Genomic DNA, 18,132 nt, shown 5'->3' on the forward strand with positions numbered 1-18,132 from the left:
GAGCCGCCGCCGTCTACACACTGGTCGAAACCTGCAAGCTCAACGATATTGACCCGCAGGCTTGGCTCGCCGATCTCCTCGCGCGCCTGCCGGATCATCCCGCCAAACAGATCGACGACCTGTTGCCTTGGAAGTGGAGAGAGCGCCAGCTCGCCGCCACTGTCGCCGCCTGATCGCTGAAGCGGTCAAATCCGAGGCTGCCTGCGGCGCCGGTCGGATGCGTACAAATCCGCCAAAGTCTTGGCGTTCATTCCGACCCCGCCGCACAGCCATTGAAACGCGACATGCTCCTCGCACAATCGCGCCACTTGCCGTGCGCTCGCCACGCCCTCGACCGTCGCGTAAAGCCACAGCGCCAAAAGAATGCGTGGATCGGCCGGCGGATGGCCGGGGCGGCCTTCCACAGCCTTTATGCCTGCAAGCAGCGACGTCAGGTCGAGCCCTTCGACAAATCGCCAGACCATGCGGACCCGATGGTCGTGCTGCACGAGTTCATCGAGACAGACAGCCCGCAAGGCTACCTGCCGTCGCTCCGCCGTGCGAAGCCGCGCCGCCGCCGCGCCGCCGCCGCGTTGGTGCGCTCCGGCGCAGTCTGATGCGGCAGACCGTCAAAAAGTTCTCTCTCGTCGGGTTCTGTCATCGGCCATGCCCGCAAAAATCTCGATCTCGGCGCCGATTCTAACCTCCGAGAGCCTTGGCGACTCCCTGATTGAACCAGAAATCGAAAGATTTTCAGCCTCTCAGGCCCCGTCTCCTGCCGTGGGCATCCCGAAGATCAGCGTCCCGGCCAAACCAGTGCGATCTCCTGTGCTCAAAATGGTTGACTGCGAACATGAGAACAGCCCATGTCCGCCGGAAGCCTTCGGCGGTCAATTGGCTGTGTGTCGGCATGATCGCAGCAGGTGCGACGCTGGTGGTGTACGTTAATGGTTCGGCGTATTTTGCCGGCCAATGGTGAGGCCGGATTAGAGACATGCAGACCGAGCTGAGGAGAGCATGAAGAAAATCATTCCTGTGATCATGTGCGGCGGCTCGGGTACCCGCGTTTGGCCTGCCTCGCGCGAGACCATGCCCAAGCAGTTCATCGCTTTGCTCGGCGAGCGGTCCACCTTTCAGAACACGCTGCTGCGGCTGAACGCCGCAATTTTCGACGAACCGGTGATTGTCACCAACCACGATTACCGTTTTCTCGTGCAGGAACAGATGGAGGAGATCGGCGTTCACGGCCAGATCGTGCTTGAGCCGGAGCGCCGCGATTCCGCCGCCGCCGTCGCCATCGCCTGCGAAATCGCCGCCGCCCGCGCGCCCGACGCATTGGTCGCGGTCTTCGCGGCTGACCATGTCGTGCAAAAGGTCGAGGCGTTCCGGGCTTTGTGCATCAAGGCGGGCGAGGCGGCGGCGCTGGGCCATATCGTCACGCTCGGCATCACGCCCACCGGACCGGCGACGGGTTACGGCTACATCCGGCCGGGCGCCATCGCCGTGGCGGAGTCCGGCGTCGCCAAGGTCGAGGCTTTCGTCGAAAAGCCCGACGCCGAGACCGCCGAAAGATATATCGCGCAGGGCTATCTCTGGAACTCCGGCAATTTCTTCTTCCGCGCCGACGTGATGCGCGGCGAACTCGCCGCCTTCGAGCCGGAAATCGCCGCAGCGGCCGCTGAAGCCTTCGCCAGCGCCAGGACGGACCTCGGCTTCCTCGCGTTGGACAAGGCGGCTTTCGGCAAGGCGCCGAAAACCTCCATCGACTATGCGGTGATGGAGCGCACCTCGCACGCCGCCGTCATCCCCGCCGACATCGGCTGGTCGGACGTCGGCAACTGGCAGGCGGTGTGGGAGCTGTCGGACAAGGACGACCATGGCAACGCCATTCGCGGCCATGGCGTCGTGGTCGATGGCGAGAATTGCTACGTTCGCGCCGATGACACGCTGACCGCCGTGCTCGGCGTGAAGGACGTGATCGTCGTCACCACCGACGACGCCGTGCTGGTGGTCGGCGCGCAATATGGCGACAGGGTCAAGAATCTTGTCGATGAGCTGAAACGCCGCAAGCGCAAGGAAGCGCGGGAGCATCGCCGCGTCTATCGCCCCTGGGGTTATTACCAGTCCATCGACAGCGGCGAGCGGCACCAGGTCAAGCGCATCGTGGTCAAGCCCGGCCACAAGCTGTCGCTGCAAAAGCATCATCACCGCGCCGAGCATTGGATCGTCGTGTGCGGCGCGGCGGAAGTCACCCGCGACGCCGAAACCGTGATGGTGCACGAGAATGAGTCCATCTACCTGCCGATCGGCAGCGTCCACCGTCTGGTCAATCCCGGCAAGATCGATCTGGAACTCATCGAGGTGCAGACCGGCTCCTATCTCGGCGAGGACGACATCGTCCGCATCGAGGACGTCTATCACCGCGCGTGATCTTCTCTTCCTCTCGGCCCCCGGCGCCTGTGCATGGCGGCCTTTTCCTTGCGAGTCCAACATGCTGCCCAAGCCCGTCGCCGTCCTTGAGCCCAACACGTTCGAATATGAGCGCCTGCCTCTGGTGAAGCCGACCGGCTTTCGCGAGTATGACGCGCGCTGGCTGTTCGGCGCGGAGCTGAACCTGATGGGCGTGCAGGCGCTCGGTCTCGGCCTCGCCACGCTGCTGCACGAAATGGGGGTCAAGCCGCGCCTCGCCACCGGGCATGATTTCCGCTCCTATTCGGCCTCGATCAAGCAGGCTTTGATGTGCGGCCTGATGGCTGGCGGCGTCGAGGTGGTGGATATCGGTCTGGCCCTGTCGCCCATGGCCTATTTCGCCCAATTCGCGCTGGATTGCCCGGCCGTGGCCATGGTCACGGCGTCGCACAACGACAATGGCTGGACCGGCGTCAAAATGGGCGCGCAGCGTCCGGTGACCTTTGGCCCGGATGAAATGGGGCGGCTGCGCGACATCGTGCTGGAAGGCCGGTTCCAGAGCCGCTCAGGCGGCGGCTACGAATATGTCGAGAACTTCGGCCGGATCTATCTGGACGATCTCGCGTCGGGCAAGAAACTGAACCGCAAGCTCAAGGTGGTCGCCGCCTGCGGCAATGGCACGGCGGGCGCCTTCGCCCCGCAACTCCTGGAGCGTCTCGGCTGCGAAATGGTTCCGCTCGACGTGACGCCGGACTACACGTTCCCGCGCTATAACCCCAATCCCGAAGACATGGCGATGCTGCACGCCATGGCCGCCAAGGTGCGCGAAACCGGCGCCGACGTCGGCCTGGGTTTCGATGGCGACGGCGACCGCTGCGGCGTGGTGGACAATCACGGCGACGAGATTTTCGCCGACAAGATCGGCGTCATGCTCGCCCGCGACCTGTCAAAACTTCATCGCGGCGCAACCTTCGTGGTCGATGTGAAATCCACCGGCCTGTTCGCCAGCGATCCCGTTTTGAAGGCGCACGGGGTCAAGGCCGACTACTGGAAGACCGGGCACAGCCACATCAAGCGCCGCGTCAACGAGTTGAATGCGCTGGCGGGGTTTGAAAAATCCGGCCATTTCTTCTTCAACACGCCGGTCGGGCGCGGCTATGACGATGGCCTGCTGACGGCGGTTCATGTGCTGGAAATGCTCGACCGCAATCCGGACAAGAGCATGGCCGACCTTTATGCCGACCTGCCGATGACCTGGGGTTCCCCGACCATGTCGCCGCATTGCGCCGACGAGGTGAAATATGGCGTGGTGGACAAGGTGATCGCGCGGTTCGAGGCCATGCAGGCGGCAGGCGACCGGATCATCGGCCAGAACATCGAAAGCCTCGTCACGGTCAATGGGGTGCGCGTCACCGTCGAGGACGGCACCTGGGGGCTGGTGCGCGCCTCCTCCAACAAGCCCGAACTGGTCGTGGTGATCGAAAGCCCCGCCTCCAAGGAAAATCTCTACGCCATGTTCAAGGCGGTGGACGCCGTGCTGCGCGAAAATCCGGAAGTCGGCGCGTACAACCAGACCATCTGATCCTGAGGCCCGGAACCATCCGGGTCTTCTGTTCTTTATTATCGAAAAAAACGATCACAAAAACGTGTTTTGTTCGTTTGCGCCAAACCAACTGTTTGGCGCATTGTTGTGCGTGACACCAGCAATCTGTTTGGATCGCGCCATGAACACACGCGTTGTCGCCGACCCCCGGAGTCTGACCGAACAATCGCAGGCCGCCACGCGCGCGGTCCTGAACGGCGAGCGCAAGGATTGGCGCGCGGCGCTGGCTTTCGCGGGGCCGGCGGTCATCGCCTCCATCGCCTATATGGACCCCGGCAATTTCGCGACCAACATCCAGGCCGGCGCCAAATACGGTTACGGTTTGTTGTGGGTCGTGCTTCTGGCCAATGGCGTCGCCATGGTTTTCCAGGCGCTGTCGGCCAGGCTGGGCATAGTCACCGGCAGGAATCTCGCGGAATTATGCCGCGACCATTTCTCGAAACCCGTGGTCTACCTGTTGTGGGGCGTGAGCGAAATCGCCGCCATGGCGACGGATCTGGCGGAATTCCTGGGCGGGGCGATCGGCTTTTCCCTGCTGCTCAATGTGCCGCTGATGGTGGGCATGGCCATTACCGCGATTCTGTCCTACGGCCTGCTCAGCTTCGAGCGCTTCGGCTTCCGCCCGCTGGAACTGGCGATCGGCTTGCTGGTCGCGATCATCGGCGCGTCTTACATCATTGAACTTTGTGTCGCGTCGGTCGACTGGGCGGGCGCCGCCGGCGGACTGCTCACGCCAAGAATCGTCGACTCGGGCGCGCTGACCATCGCCGTCGGGATCATCGGCGCCACAATCATGCCGCACGCCTTGTTTCTGCACTCCGCGCTGACGCAAAACCGCACGCCTTCGCACGGCGCGGCGGAAAAGCGCATGCTGATCCGCTTCTCCAACCGGGAAACTTTTGTCGCGCTGGCCTTCGCGGGTTTCGTCAATATGGCGATGGTCGCGGTGGCCGCCGCCGCCTTTCATGCCGGCGCCAGCGACGTCGCGGAGATCGAGACCGCCTACAAGACGTTGACGCCTTTGTTGGGCGGCGCGGCGGCGAGCGTGTTCCTGCTGGCGCTGATCGCCTCCGGCTTGTCCTCCTCGACGGTCGGAACCATGGCCGGGCAAATGATCATGCAGGGTTTTGTCGGTTTTCGCATCCCGGTACTGCTGCGCCGCCTGATCACCATGATTCCCGCCTTTGTCGTCGTCGCGCTGGGCTGCGACGCCACCCATGCGCTGGTCGCAAGTCAGGTGGTGCTGAGCGTGGCGCTGCCCGCGCCGATGATCGCGCTGCTGATCTTCACCGGGCGGGCGGACATTATGGGGCCGTTCGTCAATGGCAGAGCCGTGCAATGGGGCGGCGGTCTGGCGGCGGCGGCGATTCTGGCGTTGAACGCGGTGCTGATCGCGCAAAGTCTGGGTTACGAAATCGTCTCCTGACAAAAGGTTAACGCGTGTAACGCGCCGTTCGCGTCCGCAGCGTGACCAGTTCTTCGGACGCGGAAGGGTGCAGCGCCATGGTCGCGTCGAAATCGGCCTTTTTCGCGCCCAGACGCAGCGAGATGGCCAGCACTTGAACCATTTCCGCGGCGGCGTCGCCGAGAATGTGAACGCCGAGCACGCGATCGCTGTCGCCATCGACGACAATCTTCATCCGCACCCGGTCGGCGCCGCCGGCAATGGTCGCCCGCATCGGGCGGAAGGAGGTTTGGTAAATATCCAAGGTCGCGCAACGTTCCCGCGCCTCGGCCTCGGTCAGGCCGACCACGCCAATTTCCGGCGTGGTGAAGACCGCGCTGGGAATGCAGTCGTAATCGACCGTCTGCGTCCCCCCGCCGAACAGACGTTCCGCCAGCAGATGGCCTTCGCGAATCGCCACCGGGGTCAGATTGACCCGGTTGGTGACATCGCCCACCGCGTGGATCGACGGGATAGTCGTGCGGTTTTCGGCATCGACAGCGATCGCGCCGTCTCGATCCGTGGCGACGCCGGTCTTCTCCAGCCCCAGCCCTTGGGTGTGCGGCGCGCGGCCGGTCGCCACCAGAATCTGGTCGGCCACCAGCGACTGGCCGTTCGACAGTTTCACGCACAGACCGGCGGCGGTCTTTTCCAGCGCCGTCGGCAGGACGCCTGGCATTTGCCGCACCCCGGTCGCTGTCAGGGCCTCGCTCAGACCCTCGCGCATAAAATCGTCGAAGCCGCGCAAAATCCGGTCGGCGCGGAAGAGAAGCGTGACCTCCGCGCCGAGGCGGGCGAAAATGCTGGCGAATTCGACGGCGATATAGCCGCTGCCGACAATGACCAGTCGGCGGGGAAACTCGGGAAGGTCGAAAACTTCGTTCGAGGAAATGGCGTGTTCGATCCCCGGTATAACCGGATGCATCCGCGGCGCGCCGCCGGTGGCGACGAGGATGTGTCGCGCTGTGACCCGGCGCCCGGAAGCGACCAGCCGCACCGCGTTCGGCCCCTCGATTTCGGCGCGCTGCTGGACGATTTCGACATTGACCTTGGCGAGATTGGCTTGGTAGAGGCCTGACAGACGGCTGATTTCGGCCTCTTTCGCAGCGACGAGCTTGCGCCAGTCGAATTCGGGTTTGCCGGGCAGGCGCCAGCCAAAACTTTCGGCCGCCGCGAAATCGTCGGCGAAGCGCGAGGCGTAAACATAGAGTTTTTTCGGCACGCAGCCGCGAATGACGCAGGTTCCGCCAATGCGGAACTCCTCGGCGATCATGACGCGCGCGCCATGGCCCGCCGCGATGCGCGCCGCGCGCACGCCGCCGGACCCGGCGCCGATGACGAAGAGATCGACGTCGAAGGCGGTCATGTCAAAAATCCTTGCCTTTGGCGCGCAGTTTTTCGCGCAATCGGGTCATCAGCGTCACGGAAGCCGCGCGCCGCCAGTCCGTCACCGCCGCGCCCAGATCGCCCATCAGCGCCGGCTGCGCCGCGACATAGGCCTTGCCGGACGCTCCGGCGAAGAACACGGCGCAATCCGCCAGTTCGCGGCGCGAGAGTTTTTGCGCATAGAGCGCGGCGGCCTTGGCCGTCATGGCGTCCGCCTGGGCGTCGAAATCCGGCTGAATGTCGGCAAGCGCGGCGTTGAGGTCGGTGGCGAGGTCCGGCCGCGTCGTCGCAACGCGCGACATGTCCTGGCGCATGGCTTCCGTCAGGCCGTGGAACGAGCGCGCGAGGCCCGAGCTTTCGACGACAAGCCGCGCCAGCCGAAGGGAATCCGGGTCCACGTCCTCGGCATGGACGGGAAAGGCGAGGGCGGCGATCAGCAGCGAGGCGAACAGACGGCGCATGGAGCTTCTCAGACTTTACCTCTCAGGCCTGGAGATCGCCAAGCACGCGAATGCCGGCGGGATCGGCGATGATCACGGCGGTGGCCATGCCGATGAACAGGCCGTGTTCGATCACGCCGGGGATGGCGTTGAGGGCCGCGGCGAGCGCGTCGGCGTCGGGAATGGAGCCGAAATCGCAATCGAAAATGGCGTTGCCGCCATCGGTGAGAAAGCGCTCGCCGCTCGTCGTCTTGCGCAGGACGACGGGGCCGGAGCAGCCATGCGCCTTCGCCGCGCGCGCGATCTTGTGGGCGGTCGCGGTGAGGCCAAACAGATCGGCCTCGACGGGCAGCTTGAATTTGCCGAGACGCGCCACTTCCTTGGAGGGGTCCGTGATCACCACCATGCGCTTCGAGGACGCCGCAACGATCTTCTCGCGCAAAAGGGCGCCGCCGCCGCCCTTGATCATCCGCAGCGCGGGATCGAATTCGTCGGCGCCGTCCACGGTGAGATCAAGTTCAGGGATTTCGTCGAGCGTCGTGAGTCTTATGGCCCAGCCCTCCGCCTGGAGGCGGGTGCGTTCCGACGTCGGCACGCAGACCACATCAAGCCCGTCCCGGACCTTTTCGCCGAGGCAATCGACGAAATGGGCCGCCGTCGAACCCGTGCCGAGGCCAAGCTTCATTCCGGAACGCACCAGAGCGCCGGCGCGTTCGGCGGCCTGCCGTTTCAATTGTTCGACTGGAGAAAGAGACAAGGGCGCGACCTCCTGCTGGAATTTTACGCCTAAAGGCTCGGGGCGCGAAAGGCAATCGGCGCTCAAATTTCCGCCGCGCCGAACAGCAGTTCGTCGTCGCGTTTTTCCCTCGGGGTTTCCGTTTCAGGCTGGTCCGGCGTCTCCGCGTGTTGTTCCGCGCGCTGGCGGTTCCACAGCGCGGCATAAACCCCGCCCTGGGCGAGCAGGCTATCGTGATCGCCGCGCTCGACGATCGCCCCGTTGTCGATCACCAGGATTTCATCGGCCTTGACGATGGTGGACAGGCGGTGGGCGATGACGATGGTGGCGCCTTTGCGCGGCAGGTCTTCCAGCGTCTCCTGGATTTCGCGCTCGGTCAGCGTGTCGAGCGCGCTGGTGGCCTCGTCGAGCACCAGAATGGAAGGATTTTTCAGCAGGGTCCGCGCGATGGCGACGCGCTGCTTCTCGCCGCCGGACAATTTCAGGCCGCGTTCGCCGACCTGCGCTTCAAAACCGCCGGGCGCCACCTCCACGAATTTGTCGATCCGCGCCAGAGCCGCCGCCGCCCGCATTTCGTCTTCGGTCGCATCGGGGCGGCCATAGAGGATGTTGTAGCGGATGGTGTCGTTGAACAGCACATTGTCCTGCGCCGCCATGCCGAGACAGGCGCGCAGGGACACCAGCGAGACTTTCGAGATGTCTTGCCCGTCGATGAGGATGCGGCCCTGCTGCGGCTGGTAGAAGCGGAAGATCAGCCTCGATATGGTGGATTTGCCGGCCCCGGACGGCCCGACGATCGCCAGCGTTTTCCCGGCGGGCGCCTCGAAACTCAAGCCGCGCAGGATCGGGCGCGCCGGGTCATAGGCGAAATGGACGTCGTCGAACCGCAAGGCGCCCGCGCTCACGATCAGGGCCGGGGCGTCCGGCGCATCCGAGATTTCGTTCGGCTGTTTCAGGATATCGAACATGGCGCTGATGTCGATCAGCGCCTGCTTGATCTCGCGATAGACCATGCCCATGAAATTCAGCGGCTGGTAAAGCTGGATCATCATGGCGTTGAGCAGCACGAAATCGCCGACGCTGTTGCGTCCGGCCTGAATTCCGGTGACGCACAATGTCATCAGCGCGATCATGCCGATGGTGAAGATCACGGCCTGGCCGAAGTTCAGCACGGTGAGCGACACATAGCTCTTGACGCTGTTTTGCTCGTAGCGCGCCATGGTGCGGTCGTAACGCTCGGCCTCGCGTTTTTCCGCGCCGAAATATTTGACCGTTTCGTAATTGAACAGCGAGTCGATGGCCTTGGCGTTGGCGTCGGAATCGCTCTCGTTCATCGAGCGGCGAATGGCGATGCGCCAGTTGGTGGCGACATAGGTGTAGCCGAGATAGACGATCACCGTGATCACCACGATGGCCACGTAGCGCGCGTCGAACTGGAACAACAGCACGCCGAGGACAAGAGCCAGTTCGAAGATGGTGGGAACGCCGGTGAGCATGATCAGGCGGGTCAACGTCTCGATGGCGTTGCGGCCGCGCTCCAGCACGCGCGTCAGCGCGCCGGTCTTGCGCTCGAGATGGAAGCGTAGCGGCAGGGCGTGCAGATGAACGAACACGTCGAGCGCGAGCCGGCGCACCGCGTTCATCGCCACTTCGGCGAACAGCGCGTCGCGCGCCTGGGTGAAGCCGACCATGGCGACCCGCAGCGCGCCATAAAGCGCGGTGAGCGCGATGGGGCCGGCAAACATTGCCGCAGCGGGAGCCTCGCCCTTGGAAATGTCGGTCAGGGCGTCGGTCGCCCATTTGAACGCATAGGGCATGGCGACCGTCGCCAGCTTGGCGAAAATCAGCAGGGCGAAGGAGATGACGATGCGAAATTTGAGATCGCCGCGCCGGCTTGGCCAGACATAGGGCGAAAGTTCCAGCAGGACGGACCACAGGGGGGCCGGCCGGCGATCGGGGATTTGTTGGTTCAAGGCGTTGCTCGCTTGTGTCAGCCGTGGATATGGGGGCGACGGAGTCGGCGACAAGCTTTACACATGCAATCCCACCTCTTCGCCGCGCTCGGGCACGCGTTGCGCGCGAGGTTTTCGCCGACCGAATTGTCCCTTGAAAGCGGCTTTCCAGATCGCAACCGCCTCATCCTCGCTGGCGGCGGTGACGAATTGCGGCGGCGTGGCTGGCCGACCGTCGCGTTCGCAACATGCGACCATGAACAGGGCCAAATGTTTGGGATTGTTCGACTTGGCCTGTTTGAGCAGGTCGCCGGCGTCGCAGATGGCGTCCTGCAACTGGATCAGTTCCTCGCGAACTTCGGGCGCGGCGGCTTCGATCGCTTCCGCCCACAGGCGCAATCCCGCCGCCTGGTGGAGGTCGCTGGCGAGTTTTCGCGCGCGTGACAGCGGCAGGGTCAGCGCCAGCTTGCTGGAGACGCGCTTTTTCTGTTTTATGACGACGACAGGCTTGTCGGAAGTTGCGGGCGCGACAGGCGCCCGAGTCTTGCTTTTCTTGGCCATTGCTAAAAGCGTGCTTTCATTTCGGCGGTTCCGCGCACCTTAACGGAAAATCGACGCCGTGGAATGATCGGTGTCCGAGTTGCGTCGGGCGCGCGCAAGCTTGATCGGTTATCATAGATCGGAATCGATCCAAATCGCAGCCTTGAACCTTGCCAAATCGGCCGGGATTGTCGATTCCAAGGCGACGATTGCTCCCGGTGAATCAGAGAGGGACAAGATGGAAAACGCCTATCGGAAATCCGGTCTTGTGGCCTTCGCTCTCGCCGCCTCCGCGATTTGCGCGGGTTCGGCGCGCGCCGACGACGCGCCGCCTTCCATCATCGATTCGGTCCCGGCGCTGGCGCCGATCGGCGATTTCAAGAAGTCGCTGGCCGATCATGGTCTGACCTTGCAGATGACCTATATCGGCGAAGTCTTGGGCAATCCGACCGGCGGCGCGCGCCAGGGCGTGGTTTACGACGGGCGTCTCGACGCCGTGCTCGAAGCGGACATGGGCAAGGTCGCCAATCTGGACGGCGGGACCATCCATGTCGAAGGGTTTTGGACGCATGGGACCAGCCTGTCGCACAATTATCTGACCAATCTGCTGGCCGAGAGCTACATCGAGGCCCTTCCCACCATCCGCCTCTATGAGCTTTGGTACGAGCAGAAACTGTTCAACGACAAGCTGTCGGTGCGGTTCGGCCAACTCGGCGCCGACACCGATTTCGTCGCCTCGAAATATGCGGCGCTGTTCGCGAATTCGACCACGGGATGGCCTGGCGTTCTCGTCTCGGACCTTCCAAGCGGCGGTCCCGCCTATCCCTTCGCCTCGCCCGGCATGCGCGCCAAATATGACTTCAACGACAATTTCACTTACGTCATCGGCATTTATGACGGCGATCCGGCCGGCCCCGGCAGCAACGATCCGCAGCTTCGCAACCGCTACGGCGTCAACTTCCGCCTGAGCGATCCGCCGCTGATCATGCAGGAAGCGCAGATCAAGTACAATCAGGACAAGGACTCGCCCGGCCTTGCCGGAACGGTCAAGCTCGGCGCCTGGCAGCATGTCGGCGCGTTCAAGGATTTGCGTTACGACGTGACCGGCCAGCCCTTGACGAGCGGCTTGCCGGCGGCGCTGCATGGCGGCGATTATGGCTTTTATGGCATGATCGACCAGCAGTTGGTGAAGGCGCCAAGCGATCCGACCAAAGGCCTGGGCGCTTTCCTGCGCGTGTTCGGCGCGCCGGGCGATCGCAACGTTTCGGATTTCTACTTCGACACGGGCCTCAATCTCTCGGGTTTCGTTCCAGGCCGGGCCAATGACGTTGCGGGCGTCTCATTCGCTTACATGCACATCTCCGACAGCGCGGCGGCGGCGGCGATCGACGCGGGGTCGCCGGTGCGACCGGACTACGAAGCCTTGCTCGAAGCGACCTATCAGACGCAGATCGCTCCCGGCTTCGGCGTGCAGCCGGTGCTGGAATATGTCTTCCATCCGGGCGCGCGGCTGAACGGCGCGGCGACGCGCAACGCCCTGGTGCTCGGCGTCCGCAGCACGATCAATTTCTAGCATGATCCCAAAGCGGGGATCGCCGAACCGGGCGACGTCGTAAAGCATTCCGGTCTCATATCTGTTTTGTGACAAACAGGTGAAGCGCTGGCGGCGGCGCAATAAGCCTTTCGCGCGGAACCTTCTTGCCAGCTGGCGACGCTTGGTCGTAACATCTCGCTCATGTCGCAGGCGCTCATCACCATCAGACGCGCAATGCCCGGCGATGCCGACCAGATCGCCGCCGTGCATGACTCGGCTTGGCGCGAGGCCTATCGCGGCCTGATCCCCGGCCGGGAGCTGGAGCGGCTGATCGCGCGGCGTGGCCCGGAGTGGTGGCGACGCGCGGTGTTGCAGGGCAGCCGTCTGCTGGTGCTGTCCATGCGCGGGCGGGTGGGCGGCTATGTGTCCTATGGGCGCAACCGGGCGCCGTCGCTCGAATACGAAGGCGAGATTTTCGAACTCTATCTCGCGCCGGAATATCAGGGGCTTGGCTTTGGGCGGCGTCTGTTCCTGGGCGGTCGCGAAGATTTGGCCGCCAACGGCATCGACCGGGTTCTGATCTGGTCGCTCGCCGACAACGCGCGCGCGATCGACTTCTACCGGGGGCTCGGCGGCAAGGAAATTCGTCGGGCGAGCGAACTGTTCGGCGGAGTCCGGCTGGGACGCATCGCCTTCGGTTTCGAGGGCGTCGCCTGATCGGAAAGGGTAGCGGAAAGTTCCGGTTGCGATTGTCGAGGCAATGACTAAACAAGGGCCTCAGTTCAATCATTGGAGAGCCCAATGCGTCTCGACGCCATAAGTATCGGCCGGAATTGCCCGGAAGACATCAATGTCGTGGTCGAAGTTCCGATTGGCGGCGAGCCGATCAAATATGAAATGGACAAGCCGTCCGGCGCGCTGATGGTGGACCGTTTCCTCTACACGCCCATGCGATATCCCGGCAATTACGGCTTCATCCCGCACACGCTCTCGGAAGACGGCGATCCCTGCGACGTGCTGGTGGCCAACACCCGCCCGATCATTCCCGGCGCCATCATCAACGTCCGCCCGATCGGCGTGCTGAAAATGACCGACGAAGGCGGGGGCGACGAGAAAATCCTGGCCGTGCCGAGCCCCAAGCTCACACAGCGTTATGAGAAGGTGCTGAACTATACCGATCTGCCGGAGATCACGTGGAGGCAGATCGAGCATTTCTTCTGCCATTACAAGGATCTGGAACCCGGCAAGTGGGTCAAGTTCGCCGGCTGGGGCGACGCGGCGGAGGCCAAGCGCGTCATCCTGGAAGCCGTCGAGCGCGCCAAGATCGAGAAAAAGTAAACGTCTTTACGGGCAATGGAGAGGGCGCGGGCCAAAAGAAAAGGCCACGCCCTTTTTTTACGGCTGGAAGGCCGCCGCCGCCCCGAACAGGCCGGGTTGCGGGTGAGCGATCATCCAGACGGGGATGTTGGTCATCATCTCGCGATAGCGGCCCTTGGCCCGGAACCTGTCGGCGAAGCCGAGGGCGGTGAGCATGGACGCGATGCGCGGCGCCAGGCCGCCGGCGAGGATCACCGCTTCGGCGCCGTGGACGAGAGCGAGGTCGCCCGCGACCGCGCCCAGGCAGAGGCAGAATTTTTGCAGCGCCGCGCGCGCGAGCGCGTCGGCTCCGGAGATGGCCGCCGCCCACAGCGCGGGATCCGCCGGCCGTTGCGCGGGCGCGCCCGGAAGCGCCAACAGGATTTCCGCGAGGCCCGGTCCCGACAGCACGCGCTCGACCGAGACGCGGCCGAATTTCTCGCGCAGCCGCGCCAGCAGTCCGTCCTCGAAAGCGTCGTGCGGCGCGAAGTCGATATGGCCGCCCTCGGTCTCGACCACTCGATAGGCGGCGCCGTCCCGGATCAGTTGCACGACGCCCAGGCCGGTGCCCGGACCCAGGATCGAAATCACGCCGGCGCGCGGCGGCGGGCGATTCGGCCCGCAGATATGCGTGAAATTCGACAGGTCGGCCTTGGCGGCGGCATGCGCCACGGCGCCGAAATCGTTGAGCAGCCGAACTTCATCGAGCCCGAGGTCCGCCGCGAGCGTCGCCGGCCGCAAGGTCCAGGGATTGTTGGTGAATTTCAGTGTTTCGCCGCGAATCGGGCAGGCCAGGGCGAAGCTGCCGCGCTTGGGGCGCGCGCCGTCGAGGCCGCCGATAAAAGCGGCAAAAGCGGAGGCGAGATCGGGAAAATCGGCGGTGCGCAGCACGACGGGTTGACCGAGTTCCGGGCTGGCGTCGCGCCCAACACGGGCCAGCGCGAAGCGCGCATTGGTTCCGCCAATATCGGCGACGGCGATGATTTCTTCGTTTGAGCCGTTGGCGATCATGTGAAGTCCTCCAATGAGCCCGAGCCGGCATAATGCTAGCGCAAATCGGGCAAAGTGGCTCCCTCGGATTGGATCATGATCAAAACAGCGCGGGAGATCGCCGAACGCGCTCTTCCCTTGGCGTGCGGCGTCGGACAAATTGCGTCCGGAGGAAGCGCGCATGAACGGGATGGGAAATAGCCGGTTGGTCTTTGGCGCCTTGCGCGGGGCCGCGCTGACGTGGCGCGCCGATCTGCTGGCGGGCCTGACCCTCGCCGCAATCGCCGCGCCGGAGCAGATGGCGACGGCGCGTCTGGGCGGATTCGCGCCCTCCATCGGGTTCTATGCGTTCATCGCGGGCGCGCTGGGTTTCGCCTTGCTCGGCGCCAACCGCCAGATGTCGGTTGGGGCGGATTCGACGATCACGCCGATCTTCGCGGCTTCGCTGGCCTTGATCGCGCCCGTGGGCGGCCCGCAATATGCGGCGCTCGCCGCCCTGCTGGCGCTTCTCGTCGGCCTGTTCATGTCCGGGGCCGGGCTGTTTCGCGCCGGCTGGGTCGCCAATCTGCTGTCCACGCCCGTGCTGACCGGCTTTCTCGCGGGCATAGCCGTCCACATCGCCCTGTCGCAACTGCCGGCGCTGTTGGGGCTGCCGGCCGGTTCTGGAGATACTTTGCAGCGCGTGGCCCAGATCGCGGCGCAGATCGGCGAAATCAAGGCGCTGGCCCTGTCCGTCGGCCTGGTTTGCCTGGTCTCGATCCTGGTGATCGAGACCTATGCGCCCCGGCTGCCAGGGGCGCTGCTGGCGGTCGGCGGCGCCACTTTGGGCGCGCTGCTGCTCAAGGTCGATCCGTCGGCGCTTCCCGTCATCGGCGCCTTTCCCGTCGAATGGCCGCAATTGGCCGCGCCCGAAGCCAGCGTCGAGCAAGTCTTCAAGCTTGTGGGTCTGGCGGTGATCCTCACGCTGGTGATCATGGTGCAGAGCGCCGCCACCTCGCGCGCCTATCCCGGTTCGTCGGGCGAGGAGCCCGACATCAACCGCGATTTCCTTGGCGTCGGCGCCGGCGGCGTGCTGGCGGGGCTGTTTGGAGCCTTTCCCGTCAACGCCAGTCCGCCAAGAACGGCCATGGTCGCGGCCAGCGGCGGCAAGACCCAGATTTCAGGATTGACGGCGGCTTTGGCTCTGGGGCTTCTCGCCGCATTCGGCGAAAATTTCTTGAGTCACGCGCCGGAGACCTCGCTGGCGGCGACTTTGTTGTTTGTCGCCGGCCGCATTTTCAGGCTGGGCGACATGCGGGACATCTGTCGGCGTTCGCGGCCGGAATTCCTGCTGATGGCGATCACGACAGCCGCCGTGGTGCTGCTCCCGGTGCAAACCGGCGTGACCTTGGCGATCATACTGTCGCTGATCCACGGCGCCTGGGCCACGACGCAGACCGATTTGCAGACCTTGGAGCGGCTGCCGGGCGAAACCGTCTGGTGGCCGCGCAATCCCCTGGTTGAGGGCGAAACCCTGGCGGGCGTCGCCGTGGTCAGTTTTCAGGCGCCGCTGTCGTTTCTCAACGCCGACCGGTGCCGGCTACAGTTGCAGCGCGCCGCCGAGCAACCGCAAATGCGACTCATCGTGCTTGAAGCATCGGCGGTCGTCTCGATCGATTACACGGCGGCGCGGGCGTTGGCTGCCGCAATAGATCATTGTCATGCGCGCGGCTGCGATTTCGCGATCGCGCGGCTGGAATCCGTTCGGGCCCAAGCAGCCATGAAGACTTTCGGCGTGCTCGACGCCCTCGGCGCGACCGATTCTATTGGGGAGCGATTGTTCTACAGTGTGGACGACGCTTTGCGACGTCTCGGAGCGCAAGCATTCGTGAGGACGGGTGCGGCTGCGGATGGAAACGTTTCGTGACGCTTTTATGAATAAATCCAGATGCGGCGCCGCATAACGTCATCGCGGCGGCTCAACTATAGTCTAGCAGCGCCAGGACGCTGCCGTTGAGCTATGGTAGAAAAGCAACACCGCGTGTCTTTCGCTGGCCGGGCCGGCTGAAACACGTCTGTGGCGATTGTAAAAAATCAAGGCGCAATTTAAGCATTTAGGTGTCGGGAGGGGGGCTTCGCTCTCCATCGGAAATTCTTAAGGCGGTTCGGTGAGACGCCTATGGCCTGAAGGCCAAAAATCTGGAGTGTGGGATGAAGACCAAGTTCATGACCGCCGTGGCGCTCGTCGCCCTGGCCACCGCCGCCGGCGCCGTGTCCGCCGAAGCGAAGACCAAGAAGGTCAAGCACGTCAAGGCGCATCATGCCGACGTCGCCGGTCCGGCCGTCAAGGGCCCGGCCGTTGAGGGGCCGAGCCGCTTCAACAACCTTCTCGCCATCCTCGGCGGAGGGATCAGCAACGACGCCGTGGTGGGCTTTCTCTCCGATCCGCGCGACATCTCCTACATGGGCTTGACCGTTTTCGGCGCCGTGGACCTCGGCGCCGGCTGGCAGTCGCACGGCTCGCAGATTGACGGCGGCTACCCCTATGGCGTGCCTTACGGCATCCAGAAATTCTCCAACCACCCCCACCTCGGCGCCGCTCCGGGCGGCCTCGGCTACAGCAATGTCGGCATCAAGGGGTCTTGGGATACGGGATTTTATGGCTTCAAAGTGGTCGCCGACGCCGAGACCAACTTCGACGTCGCGACGGCCTCGCTGCTCGACGGCCCGAACTCGCTCTACCGCATGGCTGGCAAGACGGCCGCCTACCAGGGCGCCAACGGCGATTCCTCGCGTGGCGGTCAGGCCTTCAACAACCAGTACTGGGGTGGTTTCAAGCATGACGTCCTCGGTCAGTTGACCTACGGTCGTCACACCACCTTCATCACCGACGAACTCAGCGCTTTCGACCCGCTCAAGGGCGCGCCGGCCTTCTCGCTGCTCGGCTTCTCCGGTTCGCTCGCGGGCGGCACCACCGAGGCCGGTCGTCTGGACAACAGCTTGAAGTACAAGGTCGCCTACGGCCCGATCTACGGCGGCGCCATCGTCAAGCTCGCCGACTCGCAGGGCGTCATGGCCGGCAAGGGTGAGTCCTACGGCTTCAACCTCGGCGGCACCTATGCCGGCTTCACGTTGGACGGCACCTATCATTACACCAAGGACGCGATCTCCCTCGGCGGCCTCAGCTCGATCACCGGCATCTATACGACGGCCTACAACAATGGCTGGCGCACCGTCGCGACTCTTTCGAACAACGAGGAAATCTCTGTCGCCGGCAAGTACGTCTGGAACCAGTTCACCTTCGCCGGCGGTTACGAACACATCCGCATGACCAATGCTTCGGATATGCCGACGGCCGGTTATTCCGCCGCGAACCTGGTGTCCTACTACGATCCGAACGACTATCGTTACATCGTGACCAACACCAACCCGTTCCCGAATCAGAAAATCCTCGAGGTGTTCTGGGGCGGCGCGGCCTGGGCCTACAACGACAAGCTGACCCTCTCCGGCTCGTATTACCACCTCGAACAGAATTCTTTCGCCACCGCCGCGAGGAAGTGCTCGAACGCCTCCAATTCGAACTGTTCCGGACAGGAAGATGCTTTCGGCGTGATGGCCCAGTATGCTTTCAACAAGCGCTTCCAGGTTTACGGTGGCGTGCAATACACGGTCGTCACCAATGGCCTGGCGAACGGCTATCTCTATACCGTCAACTGGGCTCCGTCCGTCGGCGCCCGTTGGACCTTCTGATCTCGCTTCAAGCGAATTCGGGAAAATTCCTGTC

Annotated in this window: 16 protein-coding genes; 9 read left to right on the top strand and 7 right to left on the bottom strand. The window is 63.9% G+C overall.

Going from position 1 to position 18,132, the window contains the following annotated elements; genetic code table 11:
• Positions 1-173, top strand: a 173-nt coding sequence (locus CCR94_RS23290) for a transposase domain-containing protein (RefSeq protein ID WP_146089881.1), incomplete at its 5' end; no start/stop codon positions are given.
• A gap of 12 nt (positions 174-185) precedes the next feature.
• On the opposite strand, the gene CCR94_RS26750 is transcribed toward CCR94_RS23290, so the two are convergent.
• Entirely contained in the window at positions 186-464 is a 279-nt protein-coding gene (locus tag CCR94_RS26750; protein ID WP_104510671.1) for a transposase, read from the bottom strand.
• Between the two features lie 532 nt (positions 465-996).
• Here CCR94_RS26750 and CCR94_RS23300 point away from each other — a divergent pair.
• The 3 genes from CCR94_RS23300 (at position 997) to CCR94_RS23310 (ending at position 5,417) form a co-directional block, all read left to right on the top strand.
• Entirely contained in the window at positions 997-2,409 is a 1,413-nt protein-coding gene (locus CCR94_RS23300; protein WP_104510672.1) for a mannose-1-phosphate guanylyltransferase/mannose-6-phosphate isomerase, read from the top strand.
• A gap of 61 nt (positions 2,410-2,470) precedes the next feature.
• Entirely contained in the window at positions 2,471-3,970 is a 1,500-nt protein-coding gene (locus tag CCR94_RS23305; RefSeq protein ID WP_104510673.1) for a phosphomannomutase/phosphoglucomutase, read from the top strand.
• 142 nt (positions 3,971-4,112) lie between these two features.
• Complete coding sequence (locus CCR94_RS23310) at positions 4,113-5,417, top strand: Nramp family divalent metal transporter (protein WP_104510756.1); 1,305 nt, start codon at positions 4,113-4,115, stop codon at positions 5,415-5,417.
• Between the two features lie 7 nt (positions 5,418-5,424).
• Here CCR94_RS23310 and gor read toward each other — a convergent pair whose 3' ends face one another.
• The 5 genes from gor to CCR94_RS23335 form a co-directional block, all read right to left on the bottom strand.
• Complete coding sequence (gene gor, locus CCR94_RS23315) at positions 5,425-6,801, bottom strand: glutathione-disulfide reductase (protein ID WP_104510674.1); 1,377 nt, start codon at positions 6,799-6,801, stop codon at positions 5,425-5,427.
• Between the two features lies 1 nt (position 6,802).
• On the bottom strand, positions 6,803-7,282 hold the full coding sequence (locus CCR94_RS23320; RefSeq protein WP_104510675.1) for a DUF2059 domain-containing protein: 480 nt from the start codon (positions 7,280-7,282) through the stop codon (positions 6,803-6,805).
• 22 nt (positions 7,283-7,304) lie between these two features.
• The gene (gene rpiA / locus CCR94_RS23325; protein ID WP_104510757.1) at positions 7,305-8,018 is read right to left on the bottom strand and encodes a ribose-5-phosphate isomerase RpiA; all 714 of its coding nucleotides are present in this window, start codon (positions 8,016-8,018) and stop codon (positions 7,305-7,307) included.
• 62 nt (positions 8,019-8,080) lie between these two features.
• On the bottom strand, positions 8,081-9,970 hold the full coding sequence (locus CCR94_RS23330; RefSeq protein WP_244594205.1) for an ABCB family ABC transporter ATP-binding protein/permease: 1,890 nt from the start codon (positions 9,968-9,970) through the stop codon (positions 8,081-8,083).
• Positions 9,971-10,027: 57 nt separating this feature from the next.
• Positions 10,028-10,510, bottom strand: a complete 483-nt coding sequence (locus tag CCR94_RS23335) for a hypothetical protein (RefSeq protein ID WP_104510676.1) — start codon at positions 10,508-10,510, stop codon at positions 10,028-10,030.
• Between the two features lie 217 nt (positions 10,511-10,727).
• Between CCR94_RS23335 and CCR94_RS23340 the strand changes: the two genes are divergently transcribed.
• The 3 genes from CCR94_RS23340 (at position 10,728) to ppa (ending at position 13,361) form a co-directional block, all read left to right on the top strand.
• Positions 10,728-12,062, top strand: coding sequence for a carbohydrate porin (locus CCR94_RS23340; RefSeq protein ID WP_146090169.1), 1,335 nt, complete (start codon positions 10,728-10,730; stop codon positions 12,060-12,062).
• 162 nt (positions 12,063-12,224) lie between these two features.
• Positions 12,225-12,740, top strand: coding sequence for a GNAT family N-acetyltransferase (locus CCR94_RS23345; protein WP_104510678.1), 516 nt, complete (start codon positions 12,225-12,227; stop codon positions 12,738-12,740).
• An 84-nt stretch (positions 12,741-12,824) separates the two neighbouring features.
• Positions 12,825-13,361 (top strand): inorganic diphosphatase, encoded by a 537-nt coding sequence (ppa, locus tag CCR94_RS23350; protein ID WP_104510679.1) that lies wholly within the window; start codon positions 12,825-12,827, stop codon positions 13,359-13,361.
• Between the two features lie 57 nt (positions 13,362-13,418).
• On the opposite strand, the gene glk is transcribed toward ppa, so the two are convergent.
• Entirely contained in the window at positions 13,419-14,390 is a 972-nt protein-coding gene (glk, locus tag CCR94_RS23355; protein WP_104510680.1) for a glucokinase, read from the bottom strand.
• Positions 14,391-14,550: 160 nt separating this feature from the next.
• Between glk and CCR94_RS23360 the strand changes: the two genes are divergently transcribed.
• Together CCR94_RS23360 and CCR94_RS23365 are read left to right on the top strand one after the other, a co-directional pair.
• Positions 14,551-16,275 (top strand): SulP family inorganic anion transporter, encoded by a 1,725-nt coding sequence (locus CCR94_RS23360; protein WP_244594207.1) that lies wholly within the window; start codon positions 14,551-14,553, stop codon positions 16,273-16,275.
• 284 nt (positions 16,276-16,559) lie between these two features.
• Positions 16,560-18,098, top strand: coding sequence for a porin (locus tag CCR94_RS23365; RefSeq protein WP_104510681.1), 1,539 nt, complete (start codon positions 16,560-16,562; stop codon positions 18,096-18,098).
• Positions 18,099-18,132 lie beyond the last annotated feature (34 nt).

The organism is Rhodoblastus sphagnicola (genome assembly GCF_002937075.1).
Taxonomy (GTDB): Bacteria; Pseudomonadota; Alphaproteobacteria; order Rhizobiales; family Beijerinckiaceae; genus Rhodoblastus; species Rhodoblastus sphagnicola.